Source organism: Posidoniimonas polymericola, assembly GCF_007859935.1.
Lineage (GTDB): Bacteria > Planctomycetota > Planctomycetia > Pirellulales > Lacipirellulaceae > Posidoniimonas > Posidoniimonas polymericola.
Genome location: NZ_SJPO01000011.1, coordinates 40,603 through 58,661, shown reverse-complemented (window position 1 = coordinate 58,661; position 18,059 = coordinate 40,603). Strand labels below are relative to the sequence as shown.

At 66.8% G+C, this 18,059-nt stretch carries 13 protein-coding genes; 5 read left to right on the top strand and 8 right to left on the bottom strand.

What is annotated here, in order from left to right; genetic code table 11:
* Window positions 1–16: 16 nt before the first annotated feature.
* A complete protein-coding gene (locus Pla123a_RS19850) occupies window positions 17–853 on the bottom strand; it encodes an ABC transporter permease (protein WP_146590256.1) in 837 nt (278 codons plus the stop codon).
* On the bottom strand, window positions 850–1,653 hold the full coding sequence (locus tag Pla123a_RS19845; protein ID WP_146590254.1) for an ABC transporter ATP-binding protein: 804 nt from the start codon (window positions 1,651–1,653) through the stop codon (window positions 850–852). Before Pla123a_RS19845 ends, Pla123a_RS19850 begins: the two co-directional genes overlap by 4 nt.
* Before the next feature lie 67 nt (window positions 1,654–1,720).
* On the opposite strand from Pla123a_RS19845, the gene Pla123a_RS19840 reads away from it, so the two are divergent.
* The 5 genes from Pla123a_RS19840 (at window position 1,721) to Pla123a_RS19815 (ending at window position 8,373) form a co-directional block, all read left to right on the top strand.
* On the top strand, window positions 1,721–3,181 hold the full coding sequence (locus Pla123a_RS19840; RefSeq protein ID WP_197528134.1) for a hypothetical protein: 1,461 nt from the start codon (window positions 1,721–1,723) through the stop codon (window positions 3,179–3,181).
* Window positions 3,182–3,251: 70 nt separating this feature from the next.
* The gene (locus tag Pla123a_RS19835) at window positions 3,252–4,241 is read left to right on the top strand and encodes a hypothetical protein (RefSeq protein ID WP_146590249.1); all 990 of its coding nucleotides are present in this window, start codon (window positions 3,252–3,254) and stop codon (window positions 4,239–4,241) included.
* A gap of 490 nt (window positions 4,242–4,731) precedes the next feature.
* Window positions 4,732–6,747: a carboxy terminal-processing peptidase gene (locus tag Pla123a_RS19825; protein WP_146590247.1), complete on the top strand. Its 2,016-nt coding sequence runs from the start codon at window positions 4,732–4,734 to the stop codon at window positions 6,745–6,747.
* 255 nt (window positions 6,748–7,002) lie between these two features.
* Window positions 7,003–7,590: a phospholipid scramblase-related protein gene (locus Pla123a_RS19820; RefSeq protein ID WP_146590245.1), complete on the top strand. Its 588-nt coding sequence runs from the start codon at window positions 7,003–7,005 to the stop codon at window positions 7,588–7,590.
* Window positions 7,591–7,764: 174 nt separating this feature from the next.
* On the top strand, window positions 7,765–8,373 hold the full coding sequence (locus Pla123a_RS19815; RefSeq protein WP_146590243.1) for a leucine-rich repeat domain-containing protein: 609 nt from the start codon (window positions 7,765–7,767) through the stop codon (window positions 8,371–8,373).
* A gap of 719 nt (window positions 8,374–9,092) precedes the next feature.
* On the opposite strand, the gene Pla123a_RS19805 is transcribed toward Pla123a_RS19815, so the two are convergent.
* The 6 genes from Pla123a_RS19805 to Pla123a_RS19780 form a co-directional block, all read right to left on the bottom strand.
* Complete coding sequence (locus tag Pla123a_RS19805) at window positions 9,093–10,028, bottom strand: hypothetical protein (RefSeq protein WP_146590239.1); 936 nt, start codon at window positions 10,026–10,028, stop codon at window positions 9,093–9,095.
* Window positions 10,029–10,125: 97 nt separating this feature from the next.
* Complete coding sequence (locus Pla123a_RS19800; RefSeq protein ID WP_146590237.1) at window positions 10,126–10,839, bottom strand: PEP-CTERM sorting domain-containing protein; 714 nt, start codon at window positions 10,837–10,839, stop codon at window positions 10,126–10,128.
* A gap of 627 nt (window positions 10,840–11,466) precedes the next feature.
* Window positions 11,467–12,786, bottom strand: coding sequence for an ABC transporter permease (locus Pla123a_RS19795; RefSeq protein ID WP_146590235.1), 1,320 nt, complete (start codon window positions 12,784–12,786; stop codon window positions 11,467–11,469).
* Window positions 12,783–13,478 (bottom strand): ABC transporter ATP-binding protein, encoded by a 696-nt coding sequence (locus Pla123a_RS19790; RefSeq protein WP_146590233.1) that lies wholly within the window; start codon window positions 13,476–13,478, stop codon window positions 12,783–12,785. Before Pla123a_RS19790 ends, Pla123a_RS19795 begins: the two co-directional genes overlap by 4 nt.
* A 39-nt stretch (window positions 13,479–13,517) precedes the next feature.
* Window positions 13,518–15,059 (bottom strand): efflux RND transporter periplasmic adaptor subunit, encoded by a 1,542-nt coding sequence (locus Pla123a_RS19785; RefSeq protein WP_146590231.1) that lies wholly within the window; start codon window positions 15,057–15,059, stop codon window positions 13,518–13,520.
* A gap of 183 nt (window positions 15,060–15,242) precedes the next feature.
* Complete coding sequence (locus tag Pla123a_RS19780; protein ID WP_146590228.1) at window positions 15,243–18,008, bottom strand: TolC family protein; 2,766 nt, start codon at window positions 18,006–18,008, stop codon at window positions 15,243–15,245.
* Window positions 18,009–18,059 lie beyond the last annotated feature (51 nt).

The following is an 18,059-nucleotide window of genomic DNA, read 5'->3' as shown; positions in this document are numbered from 1 at the left end:
CCACCGCGGCTGACGATTACCCCGCGACCGACCCGCCCTCTCGCGAGGAGACGCGCCGTTCCTGCCGGCTCGACAGCAGCCAGCCGCTCAGCAGGTGCGTGGCGAAGTAGAACACCACGCCTGTCAGCGAGATGATCGCCAGCGCCGCGAACGCCCGTTCGGTGTCGGAGCGGTACTGGGCTTCGAAAATAATGGTCGCCAGACCGGGGTGCTCGACCGCGGCGGCGGTGACGAACTCGGCCACCACGGCGCCCACCAGGGCCAGGTTCACCGACACCCGCAGCCCAGCCAGGAAGTAGGGCAGGGCGGTCGGCGCCAGGAGCAGCCGCAGCCGCTGCCACCGCGAGGCGCCGTACAGCCGGAACAGGTCCTCGTGCCCGGCGTCCGCGGCGCGGAGCCCCACCGCCGTGCCCGACAGGATCGGGAAGAATGCCACGATCCACGCGCACAGCAGCATCACCCACCGCGGCTCATGGATCCAGATCAGCAGCAGCGGCGCAATCGCCAGCAGCGGCGTCACCTGCAGGGTCACGGCGTACGGGAACAGGCTCAGTTCCAGCACGCGTGAGGTCGAGAACAACGCGGCCAGCAGCACTCCGCCCAACACGGCGGCCGCCAGCGCAATGAGCATTGTCGTGAGCGTCACGCCCCACGCGGCCAGCAGCGGCTCGCGGTGCTCCCACATCGCCTGCGCGATGCCCGACGGCGTCGGCAACAAGTAGGGCGAGATCTCCTTGACCCGCACCACGATCTCCCACGCCGCCAACACGACGGCGCCGAGCGCCAGCGGCGCCGCCAGCCGCAGCACGCGGCGACTCCAGTGCGGACCGTTGTTGCTTGCTGCGTAGCTCATGACGCGGCCCCTTTCGCGGTGGGGGCCTCGCCCATGGCGTGGTGCAGCGCATCGGACGCGCGGGCGCAGAGCTCGAGGTATCGGCTGGTCGAACGCACCGACTCGTCGCGCGGCCCCGGCAGGTCGACCGTGATATCGTCGACAACGCGGCCCGGGCGTTCGCTCAGCACCAGCACCCGGGTCGACAGGTAGACCGACTCGTACACGCTGTGGGTAACAAACAGCGCGGTCATCTCGCGCTCACTCCACAGCCTCAAGAGGTCGTCGTTCAGGCGGAACCGAGTGATCTCGTCGAGCGCGGCGAACGGCTCGTCGAGCATCAACAGCCGCGGACGGGTCACCAGCGCCCGGGCGAGCGCGGCCCGCATCTTCATGCCGCCGCTGAGCTCGCGTGGGTAGGCCTTGGCGAATTCCGTGAGCCCAACCAGCGCGAGCGCCTCGTCGACCCGCTGGCGGGCCGACTTGCGGCGTTGCGACTGCAGCCGCAGCGGCAGGTAGACGTTGTTCCAGACCGTGCTCCAGGGGAGCAGCGTTGGCTCCTGGAACACGCACCCGACGGGGGCGTCTTGCGACGGCCCACCGTCCCATGCCCGCCGGACACGGCCGCTGGTCGCCTTAGTTAAGCCCCCGACTAACCGCAGCACGGTGCTCTTGCCGCAGCCCGACGGCCCCAGCAGGCTGACGAACTCGCCCGGCTGGATGTCCAGTGATAACCCGACCAGGGCGTGGGTGCCTGTCGGGTACCGGACCCCCACGTCCTGCAGCTGGACAAGCGGCTCCGGCGGGTCTGAATCGGTCATCAACAGGCTGGCAATGGGGCAGGGGAGGGCGCCGGGCGGGTTTCCGCGCCGCCGGCGGGGTTGTCTAATGGTAGAAGACCCAATTCTAAATGATTTCGACCTCAAGCGGGCAGGCATGAAGACCTCGGACCTCTGGAAAAAACTCCCTACTGCGGCAGAGCTGCTAGAAAACCCGCGGGTGAAGTCGGTCGTCGATCGGCTGCACCCGAACGTGGTCACTGCGCAGGTGCGGACCTTCTTGGACGACGTCCGCGCAGACCTCGCGCACCGCGCCGAGGAGGCCAACGTCCCCTCATTTTCGGAGCTCGCCGAGCGGGTCAGCCGCTACCTGTCGGGCGCCGACTCGTTCAAGGTCGGCGGGGCAATCAACGCCACTGGTCGGTTCCGTGGCTCGCCGTGGGTCTCATCGCCGCTGCCAGAGGCCGCGGTCGAGCGGATGCTGCTCACCGCGCAGGACTTCACCCTTAGTGTCGGCGACGGCGGGCTCAGCAATGGCCACGCCGATCAGGACGCCTGCCGTCTGCTGTGCGAGCTGACCGGCGCCGAGGCCGCGGCGGTCTTCTCTTCGCACCCCGCCGCCATCGAGCTCGCCCTCCGCACCCAAACGTCCAACAACAGCGTGGTGATTGCCCGTGGCGAGGTCGGCACGATCGACGCCCCCTGCCGGCTGACCGACCTGGCGACCGCGGCCAATGTCAGCCTGCTAGAGGTTGGCGCCGCCGACAGCGTGAACGCGAACGACTACGAACGCGCCCTCGACGGCCGCCCGGCCACCGTGCTGCGGATGGGCAGCACGGTGAACCCGCTGTCGGCCTGCCGCCCCGCCCTGGAAGAGCTCGTTCAGACCGCCAAGCGGAGCGGCGGCAGCGTGGTCGTCGAGCTCGGCGGAGCCGCCCTCAGGCCGCTCGCCGGGCTGGAGCCCCTGCTCCCCTCGTTGCAGGAGGCGATCCACACGGGCGCCGACCTCGTGCTCGCCCGCGGCGACGGCCTGATCGGCGGCCCGGAGTGCGGCATCGCGGTTGGAGCCACGGCCGCCGTCGAGCGGCTGCTCGGATCGCCGCTGCTCGCGACCTGCCGGGCGACCGGGCGGCAGGCCGGCGCGCTGGCCGCCACGCTTCAGCTGCACGCCACCCCCGAGCGGGCCGAGCTGAGCGTCCCGGTGCTCTCGCTGGTCACTGCGCCGATCGACAACCTGAAGAGCCGCGCCGAGCGGCTGGCGCCGCAGCTGGACGCCGCGCCGCAGTACTCGGCCGAGGCGGTCGAGCTCGCCGGGTCGCCGATCGGCGGGCTGCCGATCTGCCTGCCGTCCTGGGGCATCCGCGTCCGGCCAACCGAGAGCACTGCCGAGGCGTTGTCGCGCCGTCTGCTCGAGAGGTCCCCCGCGGTGGCGGCGGAAGTCGAAGGAGATTCGCTTCTGCTGAACCTCCGCACGGTGTTCGCCCGCCAAGACCTCGACCTGGTCGCGGCGTTCGAGGGGAACGATTCTGCCGGTTCTGACGAGCAAAGCGACCAGCCGCCGGTCGTTTAGCCCAGCTCCCGGTTCTATACTTGTCGAAGCCCGCCGACCCCCGGCGGGGCCCTTTCCGTAAGTAAACCCGATGCTCCGCCTCCCCCCGCCCTACGTCCGGCCAGCCCTGCGTGCCCGCGTTCTGCGCGTCCTCGGAACGACGCTTGGCGCCCTGTGCGCGGTCGCCGTGGCGCTGGTGGGCCCGGCGGCCTCCCAGCCCCCCATCGCCCCCCCAGTCGACGAGTCGATCACCGACTCCGCCCAGCCGTTCACCGCCGAGAAGGCAGTCGCGACCGTTTCGGCCCCCGAGCTCCCCCCCGCGCCCGACTCGCTGCAGCTGCCCGTCGAGAGCCACCCGTGGGGCCGCTTCGACGTCGGCGCCTGGCGGACGCTCCGCACCGTCACCGAGACCTTCGACGAGAGCGGCCGCTTCCTTACCCGCAGCGAGACCCTGCACACCGATAAGCTGTCGGAGATCACCGATGAGAGCTACACGCTCGAGACCACCTCGGTCGTGGAGGTCGGCGGCAAGCGTCTCCGCGGGGCCACGCAGGTGACCCGCCGCAGCCTGCTGACCGACCACACCAGCCAGTCGCCGATCGCGGTCGAGCACCCGGCGGTCGACATCAGCCTCGGCGGCAAGACCATCCCCTGCCAGCAGTGGGAACTCACCTACGGCGAGGGCCCGCAGCGGCGCATCGAGACCCTCTTCTACGCCCCCGAATTCCCCCCCTACCTGATGCGTCGCGAGGTGGCCGCGCCGGACGGCAGCTCGGCCTCGGACCTGACGGGCGAGGTCACCAGCGTGCTGGCCGTGGACGTCCCGATCCTGCTCGAGGGGGGGATGGTCGCCGGCTACCGCCAGCAGGTCCGGGCGACCGCAGGAGCCAATCAGATCGAGCGCACCGAGCTGCTCTGCGGCCTCGCCCCCGGCGGGCTGGTGCAGGCCTCGTCCACCGAACGCGACGCCAGCGGGCGGCGTGTCCGCTGGGTCGTGACCGAGCTGGAGGACTTTGGCGATGCAGGCGACGCGCCCGAAACCGAGCGGCGGTGGCGGCTGTTCCGTCGCCAGGGGCGTTGAATCGCGCCTCTGAACCCCCGCTCGTCCCGCTGCGTAACAATGGGTAAGCCCCCGGTCCGGCAATCACCACAGGCGAGCCCAGTCGCCCCTCGCACTCAATATTGCCTCATTTCTACCAGACCGGTACGATGGGTAAGTTGTTTCAACAAGGACAGTTAGGAAGAGATTCGGGGTTCGCCCGGGGCCGCTGTGAGAGTCAGCGGCCCTAACGACAGGCAATCAGCGACAACCAACTAGCGGCCGGCCTCTGGCAATCAGCGACCGGCCTGTGGCAATCTGCGACTGGCCTCTGGCCTGATCGCTGCCCGCGGCCTCCCCGCGGCGGGCGCTATTGCCGCCGGCATGGTGTTCCCCTTATCGTTCCGCGACAGAACATTCCGAAGACGGAGATTTCCCTATGCCGCTTGTCTGCACGCGCTCCCCTCACGCTCGCCCGCGGCTGTGTTCCCGGGCCGCAGGCCCGCGGGCCTGGGCGCTGCTCTCGGCCTTGATGCTTCCGGTCCTGCTGCTGGCGGCCCCGGCCTCGGCCCGGCCCAAGGCGCCGGACCTGCAGGACCGCCAGATCACCAAGGTCGTGCGGGTCCGGATGGAGGCCTGGCACCTCACCGGCCAGCGCGTCGACGACACGGTCAGCGAGCGGTGCCTCGACTCGTTCCTCAAGTCGCTCGACCCGTGGAAGCTGTACTTCCTGCAGTCGGACATCGACGAGTTCCAGCAGAACCGGCACCGTGTTGACGACATGCTCAACAACAACGACGTGTCGTTCGCCTACACAATCTTCTCCCGCTTCCTCGCCCGCGTCGAGGAACGCACCCAGACCGCGCTCGAGCAGATCGACGCCCCGCACGACTTCACGGTCGACGAGTCGATGATCCGCGAGCGTGACGACACCACCTACCCCAAGTCGGTCGACGAGGCGGTCGAGCGGTGGCGCAAGCGGGTCAAGTTCGACATGGTCGTGCAGCTCGCCGACGGCAAAGAGACAGACGAGGCCAAGGAGAAGCTCCGCAAGCGTTACAACAGCGTCCGCAAGCGTTGGGACGAGACCGACGACGACGAGCTGCTCGAGCTGTTCCTGACCTCGATGACCTCGGCCTTCGACCCGCACTCCAGCTACATGTCGAAGTCGACCCTTGAGGACTTCGACATCGCGATGCGGCTGGAGCTCGACGGCATCGGCGCCGCGCTCCGCAGCGAGGACGGCTACACCACCGTCCAGGAGATCATCGCCGGCGGAGCCGCCGACGAGGACGGCCGCCTCAAGGAGGGCGACATCATCGTCAGCGTCGGCCAGGGCGCAACCGGCCCCATGGACGACATTGTCGACATGAAGCTGCGCAACGTGGTCAAGCTGATCCGCGGCAAGCAGGGCACCGTGGTCCGGCTCGAGGTGAAGCCGGCCGACAACCCCAAGGAGCTGAAGGTCTACGAGATCATCCGCGACCGCGTCGAGCTCAAGAACCAAGAGGCCCGCGGCGCCGTCATCAACTGGGGCCGCAAGCCCAGCGGCCAGCCCTACAAGATCGGCGTTGTCGCGCTGCCCAGCTTCTACATGGACATGGAGGGCGCCCGCCGCGGCCTGCCCAACTACCGCAGCACCACCCGCGACGTCGCGCGGCTCTTGAGCGGCTTCAACGATCAGGGCGTCGACGCCGTGGTCGTCGACCTGCGGTTCAACGGCGGCGGCTCGCTGCAGGAGTCGGTCGCGATGACCGGCCTGTTCATCGACCGCGGCCCCGTGGTCCAGGTGAAGGGTCCGGACGGACGCAGCATCCCGCACGCCGACGACGACCCCGGCATGCTGTGGAGCGGCCCGCTGATGGTGATGACCAACAAGTTCAGCGCGTCGGCCAGCGAGATCTTCGCCGGCGCCATCCAGGACTACGGCCGCGGCATCGTCGTCGGCGACGAGTCGACCCACGGCAAGGGCACCGTGCAGCAGCTGTTCAACCTGGCCGAGCTGCTGTTCGGCCGGCAGACCAGCAAGAACTGGGGCGCCCTCAAGCTGACCATCCAGCAGTTCTACCGCCCCGGCGGCGACAGCACCCAGAACCGCGGCGTCGTGTCCGACGTGGTGATCCCGGCGCTGACGCAGCACATCGAGGGGATCTCCGAGCGTGACCTCGACTACGCCCTCTCCTTCGACCAGGTCAAAGAGATGCGGCACGACCGCTTCGGCATGGTCAACGGCGGCATCAAGGCCGAGCTGCAACGGCTGTCCGCCGACCGCATCTCGCAGTCGGCCGACTTCCAGAAGGACCTCAAGCAGATTAACCGCTACGAGGAGCAGAAGGACAAGAAGACTGTCACGCTGAACCTCGAGCAGTACCTGGCCGAGAAGGAAGAGCTGGACGCCGACAAGGAGCAGGAAGAGACCTTCGAGAAGGCGACCGACACCGACCGCCCGGTGTTCGACATGGAGGAGCACTACAACAAGGAGGCGATGTCGATCGTCGCCGACTACCTGCGCCTGCTCGGCGAGAAGAAGCTGGCCGTCGCCCGCTAGGCAGACCGCTCAGCGACAAGCGAAACCCACGAGCCGGGGACCTTGGTCCCCGGCTTTTTTTGTGGCAGCAGCCGCGGCGCATGCCCACGCTCTCGTGGGCATGCCTCAACGGCCCGCGGGCCGGTTGATCAGCCGGACCGCTTCTGCCCGCCGGTCCGCGTGCTGTTTGTTCCCCTCAGAAAGTGGCGGAACGATGCGGTCATCTGTTATGCTCGCGTCGTCTCCTAACGCTCGACCAAACACAGGGAACACGGCATGACCGACCCGCTCAGCCTCAACCTGCTGCTCGTCAAAGAGCACGTGGGCATGTTCAAGGCGGCCAACAACTACGATATCTACGACCCGGCCACCGGCGGGTTGGTGATGGAGTGCCGTGAGCCCGACCTAGGGCTATTCACCAAGCTGCTCCGGTTCACCGACTACAAGCGGATGACCCCCTTCGACATCCGCGTACAGACGCCCGACGGCCGCCAGGTTGTCCGGATAACTCGGGGGATTTCTATCTTGCTCTCAACGGTCGACGTGCTCGACGAGAACAACCAGCGTATCGGCGGCTTCAAGCAGAAATTCTTCTCGATTGGCGGCGCGTTCACGGTGCGCGACGCGAGCGATACCCCCGTGTGTGAGCTCAAGGGGAAATGGACCGGGTGGAACTTCCGCTTCATGGCCGGCGAGACGCAGCTGGCGCAGGTAGCGAAGAAGTGGTCCGGGATCGGCAAGGAGATGTTCACCAGCGCCGACAACTACATCCTCGAGATCTCCGACGCGCTCCCCGACCACGGCGCCGTGCGGAAGCTGATCCTCGCCGCCGTGATGTGCATCGACATGGTGCTGAAGGAGTAGCGGGCGCAATGGTGAAGGCGCAAAGGTGTCAGGAACCGCATTCGTTCGCCGGCAGCAGCATGACCCCCTTGCAGCGGGTCGGACTCCTGCCGTGTCTGCCGGGCGCCATTCCCGCGGCCGTGCAATCCCTGCTCGCCTAGACTCGTATCCCTTGCCGGGCCCTGGAGGCCGACGATGAGGATCCGCTTCAAACTAAAGACTGCCATCGGGGCGATCACCTCAACCTGCCTGCTCCTCGGCTTGTGGGCGGTGAAGACGCGTGAGTTCCGGGCGATTGACCGCATTGGGATGCTTGGTGGCGAAGTGCTCTTCGAGAGCGACGGCTACCGCACGATGCCCGATGAGCCGGCTGTGCGCCTCAGCGGCAGCGCGCCGCGTCACGGCATGCTGACCTCTTTTTGTGCGGACTACCTGGGCATCGTGGTTGGCGAATCGGCTCAATTTGCCTTCGTGCGCGGGTATCACCAGCCAATCACCGACTTGACTTTCGAGAGCCTCAACCTGAAAGCCCTGCCATCTCTGCAGGGCATCTCATTTTCCGACACGCTTGCGGGCGACATGACCGTCACTGAGGTTAGCTCGCTCACGGGGCTTCAGGAACTTGCTCTTCGAAACACTCGCATCACCAACAAGTCGCTCCCGGGTCTTGCCCGCATGAGCCATCTCAGAAGGCTCGACGTCCGAGGTACGTCCCTGGAGAGAGAAGACATTGCATTCTTAGAGGAGGCGATTCCAGACGCAGAGATCCTGTCTGACTGGCCAAGCCTTCGATCGGACCACTAAATCGCGAAGTAGATAGAGGCGGGGCCGTTTCCGAACCGGGGGCTAACGCCCTGCGGCTGATGGGGCTGTTGGCGGTGTGGAGATTTTGTTGTAGAGGCGCCCCACCGGCCGTGGTCTAATGAGTGGTGGACAAATCTACTCTCTCGCCGCAGGGCGGGCCCCGTCGGGCCTGGCGCCTATTGGTGGCTGCTGCGCAGTTGAAAAGCTCGAGCTCTGGGCAGCGCGGGCCCGCGGTGAGGAGCGGGCCTGAGGACAAAACAACGCTCAGACAAAACCCACGTTGGCCCGAGCCGATGGCGGCGGCGTTATCGCTTGGTTTACAGGGGGAAACACGATCGGAGAGACTCGCAACGCCAGGGGTTTTGTCCCCTCCGCTCGATTTTTCGGACAAAACCAGGGAGGACAAAACGAGCCGTGTCGGCCGAGAGCCCCCGGCGTTAGCCGGGGGGAGCCAAACCGGTCTGATCGCCGCCGCTTGGTGGGCTACTCCGGGGGCTGACGCCCCGCGGCTCGTGTTGGCGACGGCTACTCGTGCCGCAGGGCGACAACCGGGTCGAGGGCGGCGGCTTTGGTCGCGGGGTAGACGCCGGACAGCACGCCGACCAAGGCCGAGATCGCGCACGCCGGCGAGATCGGGGGGACTTGGACCTGTCCGTTTCCTTCTGTGTTTAAGCGCGCTCGCCCACGACACCATGATCCTCTTACCAACGGCGGGGCTTCTACGGAGCCACCCCGACACCTCTTTTTGTCGGCGCCGCCTGACGACAAGCCGCGGCCACGGTCAACATCCCAATCACGACTGCCGCCGAGCAGGGTTCGGGGACGTTCTCCGCCCGGAGGGTGGCGTCTGCGGCGGCGGTCAGGAAGGCGCCATCCGCCTCGGTCAGGTTCAGCGAGTCAAGAACCCGCCGCTGGGTCAGGTCGAGCGCGCTGGTGTTTGTGTCGCCGTAGATCGTGCCGTAAATCACCAACGCGGCGAGCAGCGAGCCACGGTTCTGGGCGTGCCACAGGTCGGTGGCGTGCAGGTTGTCGTAGTTGGCTTCCCGCCAGGCGTCGCCGACGGGCGCCAGCAGCGTCTGCTGCTGTCCCGCGTCGGTGTCGAGCGCCTCTTGCAGCGCGTCGTAGCCGGCGCGGATCTCTGCCTGCATCTCTGCGGGGCCCGAGAAGAGCGGGTTGGCGCCCGTGTAGAACGCGTGCCCGGGGCCGCGGGCCCAGGTCTCGTAAAGGACGGGCGTCACGCCTGGGCTGTGCTGCTTGGCGACGTTGAACAGCTCTACCGCGGTCGTTTTCGATTCCTCAACGCTGGCCGGGAAGGGGGGCGAGTCCGGGTACGCCCGCGTGAGCTTCGTCGAATGCTCCTGCAGCACGATGTGGTCCCAGTTGTTGCCCGGCAGAATCGAGGAGGTGATCCTTTGCGTGTTGTTGTTGACGTGCCACTCGAGGTCTTGTCCAGAGCTTGCGGCGCTGATTGTGTAGGGGCGTTCGTGCCCGGCGATGGTGGCGATGTCGCGGAAGATCGAATCGACCGGCCGGCTGCTGCCTGCACCGAACGTGAAGCTGTTGCCGTAGAAGATGATGTTGAGGGGGGCGGCGTCCGCCCAGCCCACCGAGAGTAGCAGCACCGCCAAGGCGGGCCTCCATTGACCGATATTCATGCCTGCAGCCCTCCGACTAATGTTTGTAGAACAACGACGTGCAGACCTCACCGCCGGGCGGCCCGATCTCTTCGGGCCGCCCGGGGTGGGGCGGTGCTTACCGGCGACGACGCAAGGCGGTCAGCCCGCCGGACAGGGCGATCAGCAGGCCCGAGGCGGGCTCGGGAACGGCGGTGCTGACCTGCATCAGGTTCACGTAGTAGAACCCGTTGCCGTTGTCGTTGTTGGGGCCAGCCGAGACGCTAATCGCGATCTCGCTGTTGGCGTCGGGCATGATGCCGCTGATCGTCAGCACCTCCGAGTCGTTGTTGGAGGTCGCTGTCAGCCCGCTGCCGACGTTGCTGCCGGTGACGCTGAACGCCGTCTCACGGTTGTCGTTGACTCCGGTGCGGGAGGAGAAAAACAAGAAGTCGTACGCGAGGTTCTGATCGAGGCCGGTCAGCTTGAATCCGCCGGTTGGGTTGTCATCGCCGCCGCCGAAGGCGCCGCTGTGCCCAAAGTAGTAGTCGTCCGTTGCATCGACAGGCAACCCGGCCGCGTCGCCCGCGGGCGACTCACTGCCCCCCTGAGATGGTTGACCAACGATATAGAATTCGTCGGTCTCTTCAAGAGTGACGCCGGGCACCGCTACGCCTGTGTCGTCGAACACGACAAACAGCGTCGGGGAGGGCGAACCGTTGTCGTGGACGACGTTGTTCCAGCCGGGCACGTTCGTCTGCCGGCCGTTGTTGCCGAAGTCAAAATTCATGGTAGTCGCAGCGGCCGGTGTGGCGATTGCGAGGCAGGCGAGCAGCGATAGGCGCCAAATCATCAGACACTCCTCAAAGAAACAAAGGACAGGCGAAACGCCATTGGAAAAGCAACCCAGCTAGAAAAGCGCGACCCGGTTCGTGGGCCGATCATCGGAGGAGGGCGAAACCAAACTCCGCCCCTGCTCCTCTGACCGATGAGTATAGGCGATCTGACATGCAGAAACTTTATCTGTCGCTGAGACGACCAAAAATCGGCGAGTAGTCGGTTCTTCGTCCTGCCAGACGCTCGTCTGAGTACAGAACCGTGCCGTCTATCTGCAGTTGCCTGCAACCAGCGCCAAATCTAGCCCGGAGCGGCACGTTCAGGCGCCCCCGGGATTTCTGTAGAAATGAGCCACCCAGCGCGGTCGAATGGTGGTGTTCGCTGGAGCAAAGTCTCGCCAGCGGTTGGGGCTGAGTCGGACCCAAACTGCCCTGCCGCGAGGCGGGAGTTGGACTTTTGTCCCCTGTTGCGCGCGGTAAGGGACAAAAGTTGGCAGCTGACGGCGAAGGCATTCCCCACAACCCACACCGCCACAATGACTTGCGACGAACTTCGCAAGAAATCATGCCCGACTTTTGTCCTGATAATTCGATGGGCGAATTAGGGACAAAAGTCGCCCGGGGGACCGGGGGCGAGCAATGCGTCACTCATGCCGCAGGGCGACAATCGGGTCCAGTGCGGCCGCTTTGGTCGCCGGGTAGACGCCGAACAGCACGCCGACCACGGCCGAGATCAGGAACGCCAGCGGGATCGACCAGCCAACCAAGATCGGCTCGACCGAGCGGATCAGGTCGGGGAGGGCCTCCATCTGGTCGGGGAACTGCCAGAACATGAACGCGCGGAGCGCGATCAAGAGCGGGCGGCAGGCCAGGCCGATCAGGATGCCGAGCAGCCCGCCCACCACCGACAGCACGACGCTCTCGGTGAGGAACTGCTGCACGATGTCGGCCTTCTTCGCGCCAACCGCGCGGCGGATGCCGATCTCGCGGGTCCGCTCGGTGACGGTCGCCAGCATGATGTTCATGATGCCGATGCCGCCGACTACCAGCGAGATCGCCGCGATCAGGCCGAGGAACAGGATGAACATGAGCTGCGTCGTACGGGCCTGCTGCAGCAGCTCGAGCGGCACGGTGACGCCGAAGTCGCGATCGGGGTGGTAGGCCTCGACCGTCTGGCGGAGCACGCCGGCCGTCTTGAGGACGTCCGTCTTGTTGGCGACCTTGGCGGTGATCTGGTCGATCTCCTTGATCTCCTGCTGGAACTGGCCGGGCTTGGTGATGATCTCCATGTCGCCGTTGCGGCGCCAGAGGGTGGTGATCGGCACGTAGACGTCGCCGGAAAAGTCTTCTGCGGCGAGCGAGCCGCCGATGCCGGCGGTCGGGTCGCGGGCGGCGACGACGCCCACCACCTCGTAGAACTCGTCGTCGATCATGACCGACTTGCCGAACTCGCCCCCCATCGGGAACAGCTTGCGGGCGACCTCGTAGGCGAGCACGCAGTAGTTGCGTTCCTCGTCGATGTCGAGGTCGGTGAGGAAGCGGTTGCCGCGGCGGTCGGCCAGCCTAAGCCGGACGACCTCCATGTACTCGGGGGTGCAGCCGACCAAGCGACCCTCCATGCGGCGCGAGCCGTGGCGGAACTCGCGGCGGAGCTCGCGGATCGGCAGCACGGACTCGAGCGTGGGGATCGTCTCGCTGATCCGGCGGTAGTCGTCGCGGGTCAGGCCGTACAGGCCGCCCTCGAAGTCGTCGCTCGAGGGTTTGATCGTGCGGACGATAATGTTCTGGGCGCCGAGGCCGGCGATCTGCTCCTGCGACTTGGCGCTGATGCCCTCGCCGATCGCCAGCAGCCAGATCACGCTCGACACGCCGATCAGGATGCCGAGCACGGTCAGGCCGCTGCGCATCGGGTGCATCAGCAGGCTCTTGATGCTCATGCCGAGCGTGCGGCCCCAGTGGTTCATGAACGCCTCTCGTCGGTCTGCAGCTGGCCGTCGCGGAGGACGATGGTGCGTTTGGTGCGTTCGGCGACCTCGTCCTCGTGGGTCACGATGATGAGCGTGCGGCCCTCCTGGTTCAGCTCGTCGAGCAGTCGCAGGATGTCGTTGGTGGTCTGCGAGTCGAGGTTGCCGGTCGGCTCGTCGGCGAGGATGAACCGCGGGTCGTTGGCCAGGCTGCGGGCGATCGCCACCCGCTGCTGCTGACCGCCGGAGAGCTGGGTCGGGCGGTGGTCAAGGCGGTCGCCCAGGCCGACCCGCTTGGCGAGCTCCTCGCAGTGCTCGCGTGCGTCGCGGCCGAGCCGGCCGCTGTAGTAGAGCGGCAGCTCGATGTTCTCCACCACCGTCAGCGACGGAAGGAGGTTAAACGACTGAAACACGATGCCGAGGCTGGTGGCGCGGGTCTCGGCGAGCAGGTCGTCGGGCATGTGCGCGACGTCCACCCCGCCGAGCAGGAACGACCCCGACGTCGGCCGGTCGAGGCACCCCAGCAGGTTGAGCAGCGTGCTCTTGCCGGAGCCGGACGGGCCCATGATCGACAGGTAGTCGCCCACGGGGACCTCAAACGACACGCCCCGCAGGGCTTTGACGGTCTCGCCGCCGACGACGTAGTGCTTCTGCAGCTCGCGGATGCTGACGGCGGACGGGGTGGGCTTCATTGGGGCGCGGCAGGGCGGTGGCGAAGAGTCGGGCGGGGATCAGCCGTCGGTCGCGGCCGGCTGTGGCCGGGCCGCGGCCACCTCGCCCTTGGCGGCGTCCGGGGCGGGCTCGGGTGCGCGTTGCTCGGGGCCGCGGCGGCCGGGCTTCTTGGGGAGCTCGGGCAGGTCGACAAGCGATAGCAGGTCGCGCGGGTTCATCGCGACCCGCTCGCCCTCTTGCAGTCCGTCCTCGATCACGAAGAAACGGTCGTTGGTCGGGCCGCACGTCAGCTTGCGGGCCTCGAGCTGCTCGCCCCGTGGAACAAAACAGTAGAAGTCGGCGCCGTGGGAGTAGACCGCCTGCACGGGCGCCTGGAGCACATTGGGGGAGTCGATGGAATTGATAGTCACGCTGGCAGTCATGCCGGGCCGCAGGCCGTCGGCTGCGGAAACAAGCTCGACGTACGCCTTGTATTCCTTGACGTTCGCCTTGCGCCAGCCCGAGGGCTCGGCGTACTGGTTGATCGTTGATACCCGTCCCGGCAGGACGGTGTCGTCCACGCCGATGGGACGGATCTGCGCCGGCATGCCAACCTTGACGTGCTGCACCAGCGACTCGTTGATCGTCAGCTCTACCCGCATCTGGGACGTGTCCGGCAGGCGGATGATGGTCTGCCGCTCGCGGACCTCGGCGCCCTCCTCGACGATGAAGTCGTTGTCGCCGCGGCGGTCGGAGACGTGCGCGTACTTCACAACGCCGTCCCGCGGCGCGGTGATGACGCACTTGGTGATCTGGTCGTTGATGTCGGTGAGCTTGTCGCTCTCGAGCTGCAGCGAGTTTTTCTCGGCTTCCCACTTGGCCTTGGTGATGAGGATGTCGCTCTGCAACTGCTTGAGCATCTTCGCCTTGGTGAAGTCGTCGAGCACACGGAGCTTGGTCTTGGCGGCCTCGAGCTCTTTGCGGGCCTTCTCGACTGCGAACGCGTCGGCCTCGAGTTGCAGGTCGTTGACGTACCCCTTGGCGGCTAGCTTCTTGCTGTACTGCAGGTACTCCTGTGCGCGGGTCAGGTTCTCCTCGGCAACGAACACCTCGCTCTCAATGGTCTGCCGCTCTTGGACGTACACCCCTTCGAGGTACTCCTGCTCGGCAATGACGGCGGTCTCGTACAGGTTGCGGGCCTCGACGACGAGGGCCTCGGCCGTGTTGACCGAGATCTGTTGGGTGGTGCGTTCCTCACGGAGCGCCGACGAGTCGAGTTCAACCAGGAAGTCGCCTTCTTGCACCAGGCCGCCCTCTGGGGCGAGCCGCAGGATCGCCAGGCCGCCGGCGTTCTGGGTCTTCACCTCCGAACGAATCTCCGCGTCGCCAACCGACTCGATCTCGCCGCGTTCGGTAATCGCGAGCGAGAAGTCTTGGCGCTCGATCTCATAGAACATGATCTCATCATGCAGAGACCGGCTCTGAAATGCCGGGAGGTATTGGTAGGTGGCGTAGGCTCCGCCCGAGACGATCGCCAACAACACCAACAGAACCAAGACCGAGACCCCACGTCGGGCCGAGCGGGGCGGCGTAGGGAGTGCTGTGGGGAGGATGGAATTCATGTCGATTGCCAATGGCGTCGGTGCGTTATGCCGCCGTAGTCGCTGCCGACTGGCAGGCGGCGCCCGGCGGGCTGAGTTGGGCAGTGAAAGGGGAGATCGACCGGGCCCAGTAGGATTGAACCATTATAGGCGGCCTAGGCGCCGCCTGCCCACCGAGATTTCCCCGATGTGCGGGCTGCGGTGCTATGGGATAGCAACCTGTGGCAGCCGGCGGGGACGCTCGGCGTACTCCTCCCAGCTTGCCTGCTGGACCCCCGTGTGGCGGCCGGAACTCGAGAACTCAGCCGGGAACTCGAACACCGCGGGCTCTGCCGCCGGCTCTGCCACCTCGGGGATTGCCCAGGGGCGCAGCTCGTCGGGGCAGGGCAGGGCGGCCAGGAAGTCGCGAAACGGCGCCTGGAGCGGGATGCGGATGCCGCGCTCATCCACCTGCATCAGGCCGAGATCCCACTCGAGATTGAGCCGCTGCACCTCGTTGTTGACCCACACGCTAAGGAAGTCGTTTTGGACGTTGAGCAAATCAGACAACGCCTGCACCAGGTCGCGGGCCGTGGTGTTGCTGAGGGCGGCCTCTTCCCCTGGCTTGGGGGGCTCGAACAGCCGTAGCTGCGTGATGTCGACCTGGGCGATCGCGACCAGCACCGCCTCGCGGCGGAGCTCGAGGTTGATCTCGTTCAGGCGGACCTGCCGCAGCGTGGCCCGCAGGCCCTGGTACAGCCGGTCGACGTAGCGGTAGTAGGCCCGTCGCCCCTGCTGGTACTCGATCAGCGACTGCACGTAGACGTTGCGTTCGCTCAGGCGTGTCAGCGGCGCGTCGAACTGCAGGCCAACCCGCAGCCTGCCGTTGGAGCCGCGGAGCGCCAGCGGGTTGTCGCCGACGTTGCCGATGTCGCCGCTGAAGACCACGTCGAGGTCGCTGCGGAGGTCGTTGGCGTTGAAGGTCACCAGCCGCCAGGTGTCGACCAAGGCGGCCCGGTTGTTCATCCAGTCGCGGCGGTAGAAGCTAGCGATCGCCAGCGCGTCCTCCGGGGTCAACTCGGTGGGCGGCGTGTCGATGGCGTCTAGCCTGGCCCGGGCCTGCAGCAGCGACAGCTCGAGCAGCGCCGACGAGAGCTGGCTCGTGGCTTCGCGGAGGGCCTGGACTTCATCGCCGCCACTCTGCTCGGCCGCGTCGGCAACCGACGCCACTCGCCCGGCCAGGCGGTCGATCCGCTCGGCCACGACGTCGAGGTCGCGCCGGAGCTGGTCGAACCGCTTGTCGAGGCGAGCGGGCGAAAAGATGTCGGGGTCGATGCCGGCCATCGCGACCTCGTCCCAAGTGGCGAGCTGCTGGAGGTGCTCGCGGCGGCTGGGAAGGATCGCCTCGAGCTGCTCGACATCGGCGCGGACGACCGCTAGTTGGGCGAGGGACTCTGCTGCAAGTCGGTTGAACTCGCTCTCTGCCAATATTACCTCGGCCGGCTTGGGCACTGCTTCGAGTTCGGTGTCGACGGGCGACGGCAGGGAGTTGGGCTCGGGCACACCGGGGTCGCTGGCTTCGGTAGCCGCCTCGCTGGCTTCGCGGATCCGTTCCCGCAGCTCGCCAGCGGCGACGGTCGCGTCGGTCTGCAGCGCGACGAGCGACTCGTCACGCAGGTTGAAGCGGCTCAGCAAGTCGTCGTCGACCACCAGCGGCAGGTCGGGGGGCAGGCCGAGCGTGATCTTGAAGCTGTCGAGCGAGCCCTGCAGGCCCGCCTCGCTCTGGAGGAGCTGGCTCTGGGCGTTGTAGAGCGCCTGCCGAGCAAGGTCCACCTGGAAACGGTCGATGCGGCCGGCGTCGTACGAGGCGACGAGCTGCTCGACGCTCTCGCGCAGCGCGGCGACGTTCGCCTGCTGGTTGAGCAGCACCTGCTGGCTCTGCAGCAAGCCGACGTACCCGCTCGCCGCAGCGGCGCCCGCGCCGCCGGTGATGCCACCGCCGCCGCCAAAGTTGCCGCCGCCGTTGAACCCGCCGATGCGGCCAAAACCGCCGCCGCCCACGCCCGTGAAGCCTTCCAGGCCGGCGCCGCCGAAGAAACCGCCGCGGCGGCTGGCGCCGTCGCCCGCGTCGCGGCCGATGGCAATCTCGAGGTAGTAGCCGCTGCGGTAGCGTTCCATGCTCCGCACGTTGGCCAGCAGGGTCCGCTCGGCGATGGTGAGCCGCTCGAGCACCACCGCCCGACCGGCGCCCCGCAGCAGGGGTTGCACCAGCGTGAAGTCCAGCAGGGTCGTGCTGGCGTAGTTGTCGGGGCCAGAGAACTGCCACACCAGCGAATTTGCCAGTCCAACCACCAGCTCACTGCCGGTGGCACCCAGTTTTTGCAGCTGGGTGCTAGAAGTGAATGGAGTCACATTGAGCGTGCTAGCAGACTGTCCGATCCCCGACCGCACGTGACCGTCGGCCGTGTAGAAAACCGACGAGCCGCCGAAGAACTGGGTGTCGAAGCGGAACCGTTCGAACGTGACGTCGAGCGCCGAGAGGTACAGGTCTTCGACCTCTTCCTGGTAATCGGGGGCGTGCAGCAATGCTGTTTGCACCGCCGCAGGCAGGTCGAGCACTAGCCGCCCCTCTTCGTCGAGCGGCAGAGAATCGGTCCAGTTCGGGTTCTCGATGAACGGGGTCTGCTCGGCGTTCTGCCACTGCTTTGCGCCGCGTTTGCCGTCGACGCACTGCAGGATCGTGTTCGAGGCCGGGTCGTCCGGCGGCATCGGCGGCTGGTCGGGGTCGTTCGGGTCGAACATCCGCGACGCCGGGTGGATGCCGATGCGGTACCGACCGGCCTCGCTGCCTGCGAGCGGCGCCTTCTGGTCTACGACGCAGTTCGCCTGGCTGTCGGCCTGCAGACGGTAGTGGGTGCGCGAGCACCCCACAACGCCGACCAATGCCAGCAGCAGCGACAAAAGCTTCGAGCTGTAACGTCCGGTTGCCATGCGTCCCGCAGCAGGGGTGGGATACGGAGCACGCGCACGACGCGCTCCCTC

Bases quoted from the DNA above. Each gene is read 5' to 3' on its own strand.
- Pla123a_RS19850 (WP_146590256.1), bottom strand. From the start codon at position 853: ATGAGCTACGCAGCAAGCAACAACGGTCCGCACTGGAGTCGCCGCGTG.
- Pla123a_RS19845 (WP_146590254.1), bottom strand. From the start codon at position 1,653: ATGACCGATTCAGACCCGCCGGAGCCGCTTGTCCAGCTGCAGGACGTG.
- Pla123a_RS19840 (WP_197528134.1), top strand. From the start codon at position 1,721: ATGGTAGAAGACCCAATTCTAAATGATTTCGACCTCAAGCGGGCAGGC.
- Pla123a_RS19835 (WP_146590249.1), top strand. From the start codon at position 3,252: ATGCTCCGCCTCCCCCCGCCCTACGTCCGGCCAGCCCTGCGTGCCCGC.
- Pla123a_RS19825 (WP_146590247.1), top strand. From the start codon at position 4,732: ATGCTTCCGGTCCTGCTGCTGGCGGCCCCGGCCTCGGCCCGGCCCAAG.
- Pla123a_RS19820 (WP_146590245.1), top strand. From the start codon at position 7,003: ATGACCGACCCGCTCAGCCTCAACCTGCTGCTCGTCAAAGAGCACGTG.
- Pla123a_RS19815 (WP_146590243.1), top strand. From the start codon at position 7,765: ATGAGGATCCGCTTCAAACTAAAGACTGCCATCGGGGCGATCACCTCA.
- Pla123a_RS19805 (WP_146590239.1), bottom strand. From the start codon at position 10,028: ATGAATATCGGTCAATGGAGGCCCGCCTTGGCGGTGCTGCTACTCTCG.
- Pla123a_RS19800 (WP_146590237.1), bottom strand. From the start codon at position 10,839: ATGATTTGGCGCCTATCGCTGCTCGCCTGCCTCGCAATCGCCACACCG.
- Pla123a_RS19795 (WP_146590235.1), bottom strand. From the start codon at position 12,786: ATGAACCACTGGGGCCGCACGCTCGGCATGAGCATCAAGAGCCTGCTG.
- Pla123a_RS19790 (WP_146590233.1), bottom strand. From the start codon at position 13,478: ATGAAGCCCACCCCGTCCGCCGTCAGCATCCGCGAGCTGCAGAAGCAC.
- Pla123a_RS19785 (WP_146590231.1), bottom strand. From the start codon at position 15,059: ATGAATTCCATCCTCCCCACAGCACTCCCTACGCCGCCCCGCTCGGCC.
- Pla123a_RS19780 (WP_146590228.1), bottom strand. From the start codon at position 18,008: ATGGCAACCGGACGTTACAGCTCGAAGCTTTTGTCGCTGCTGCTGGCA.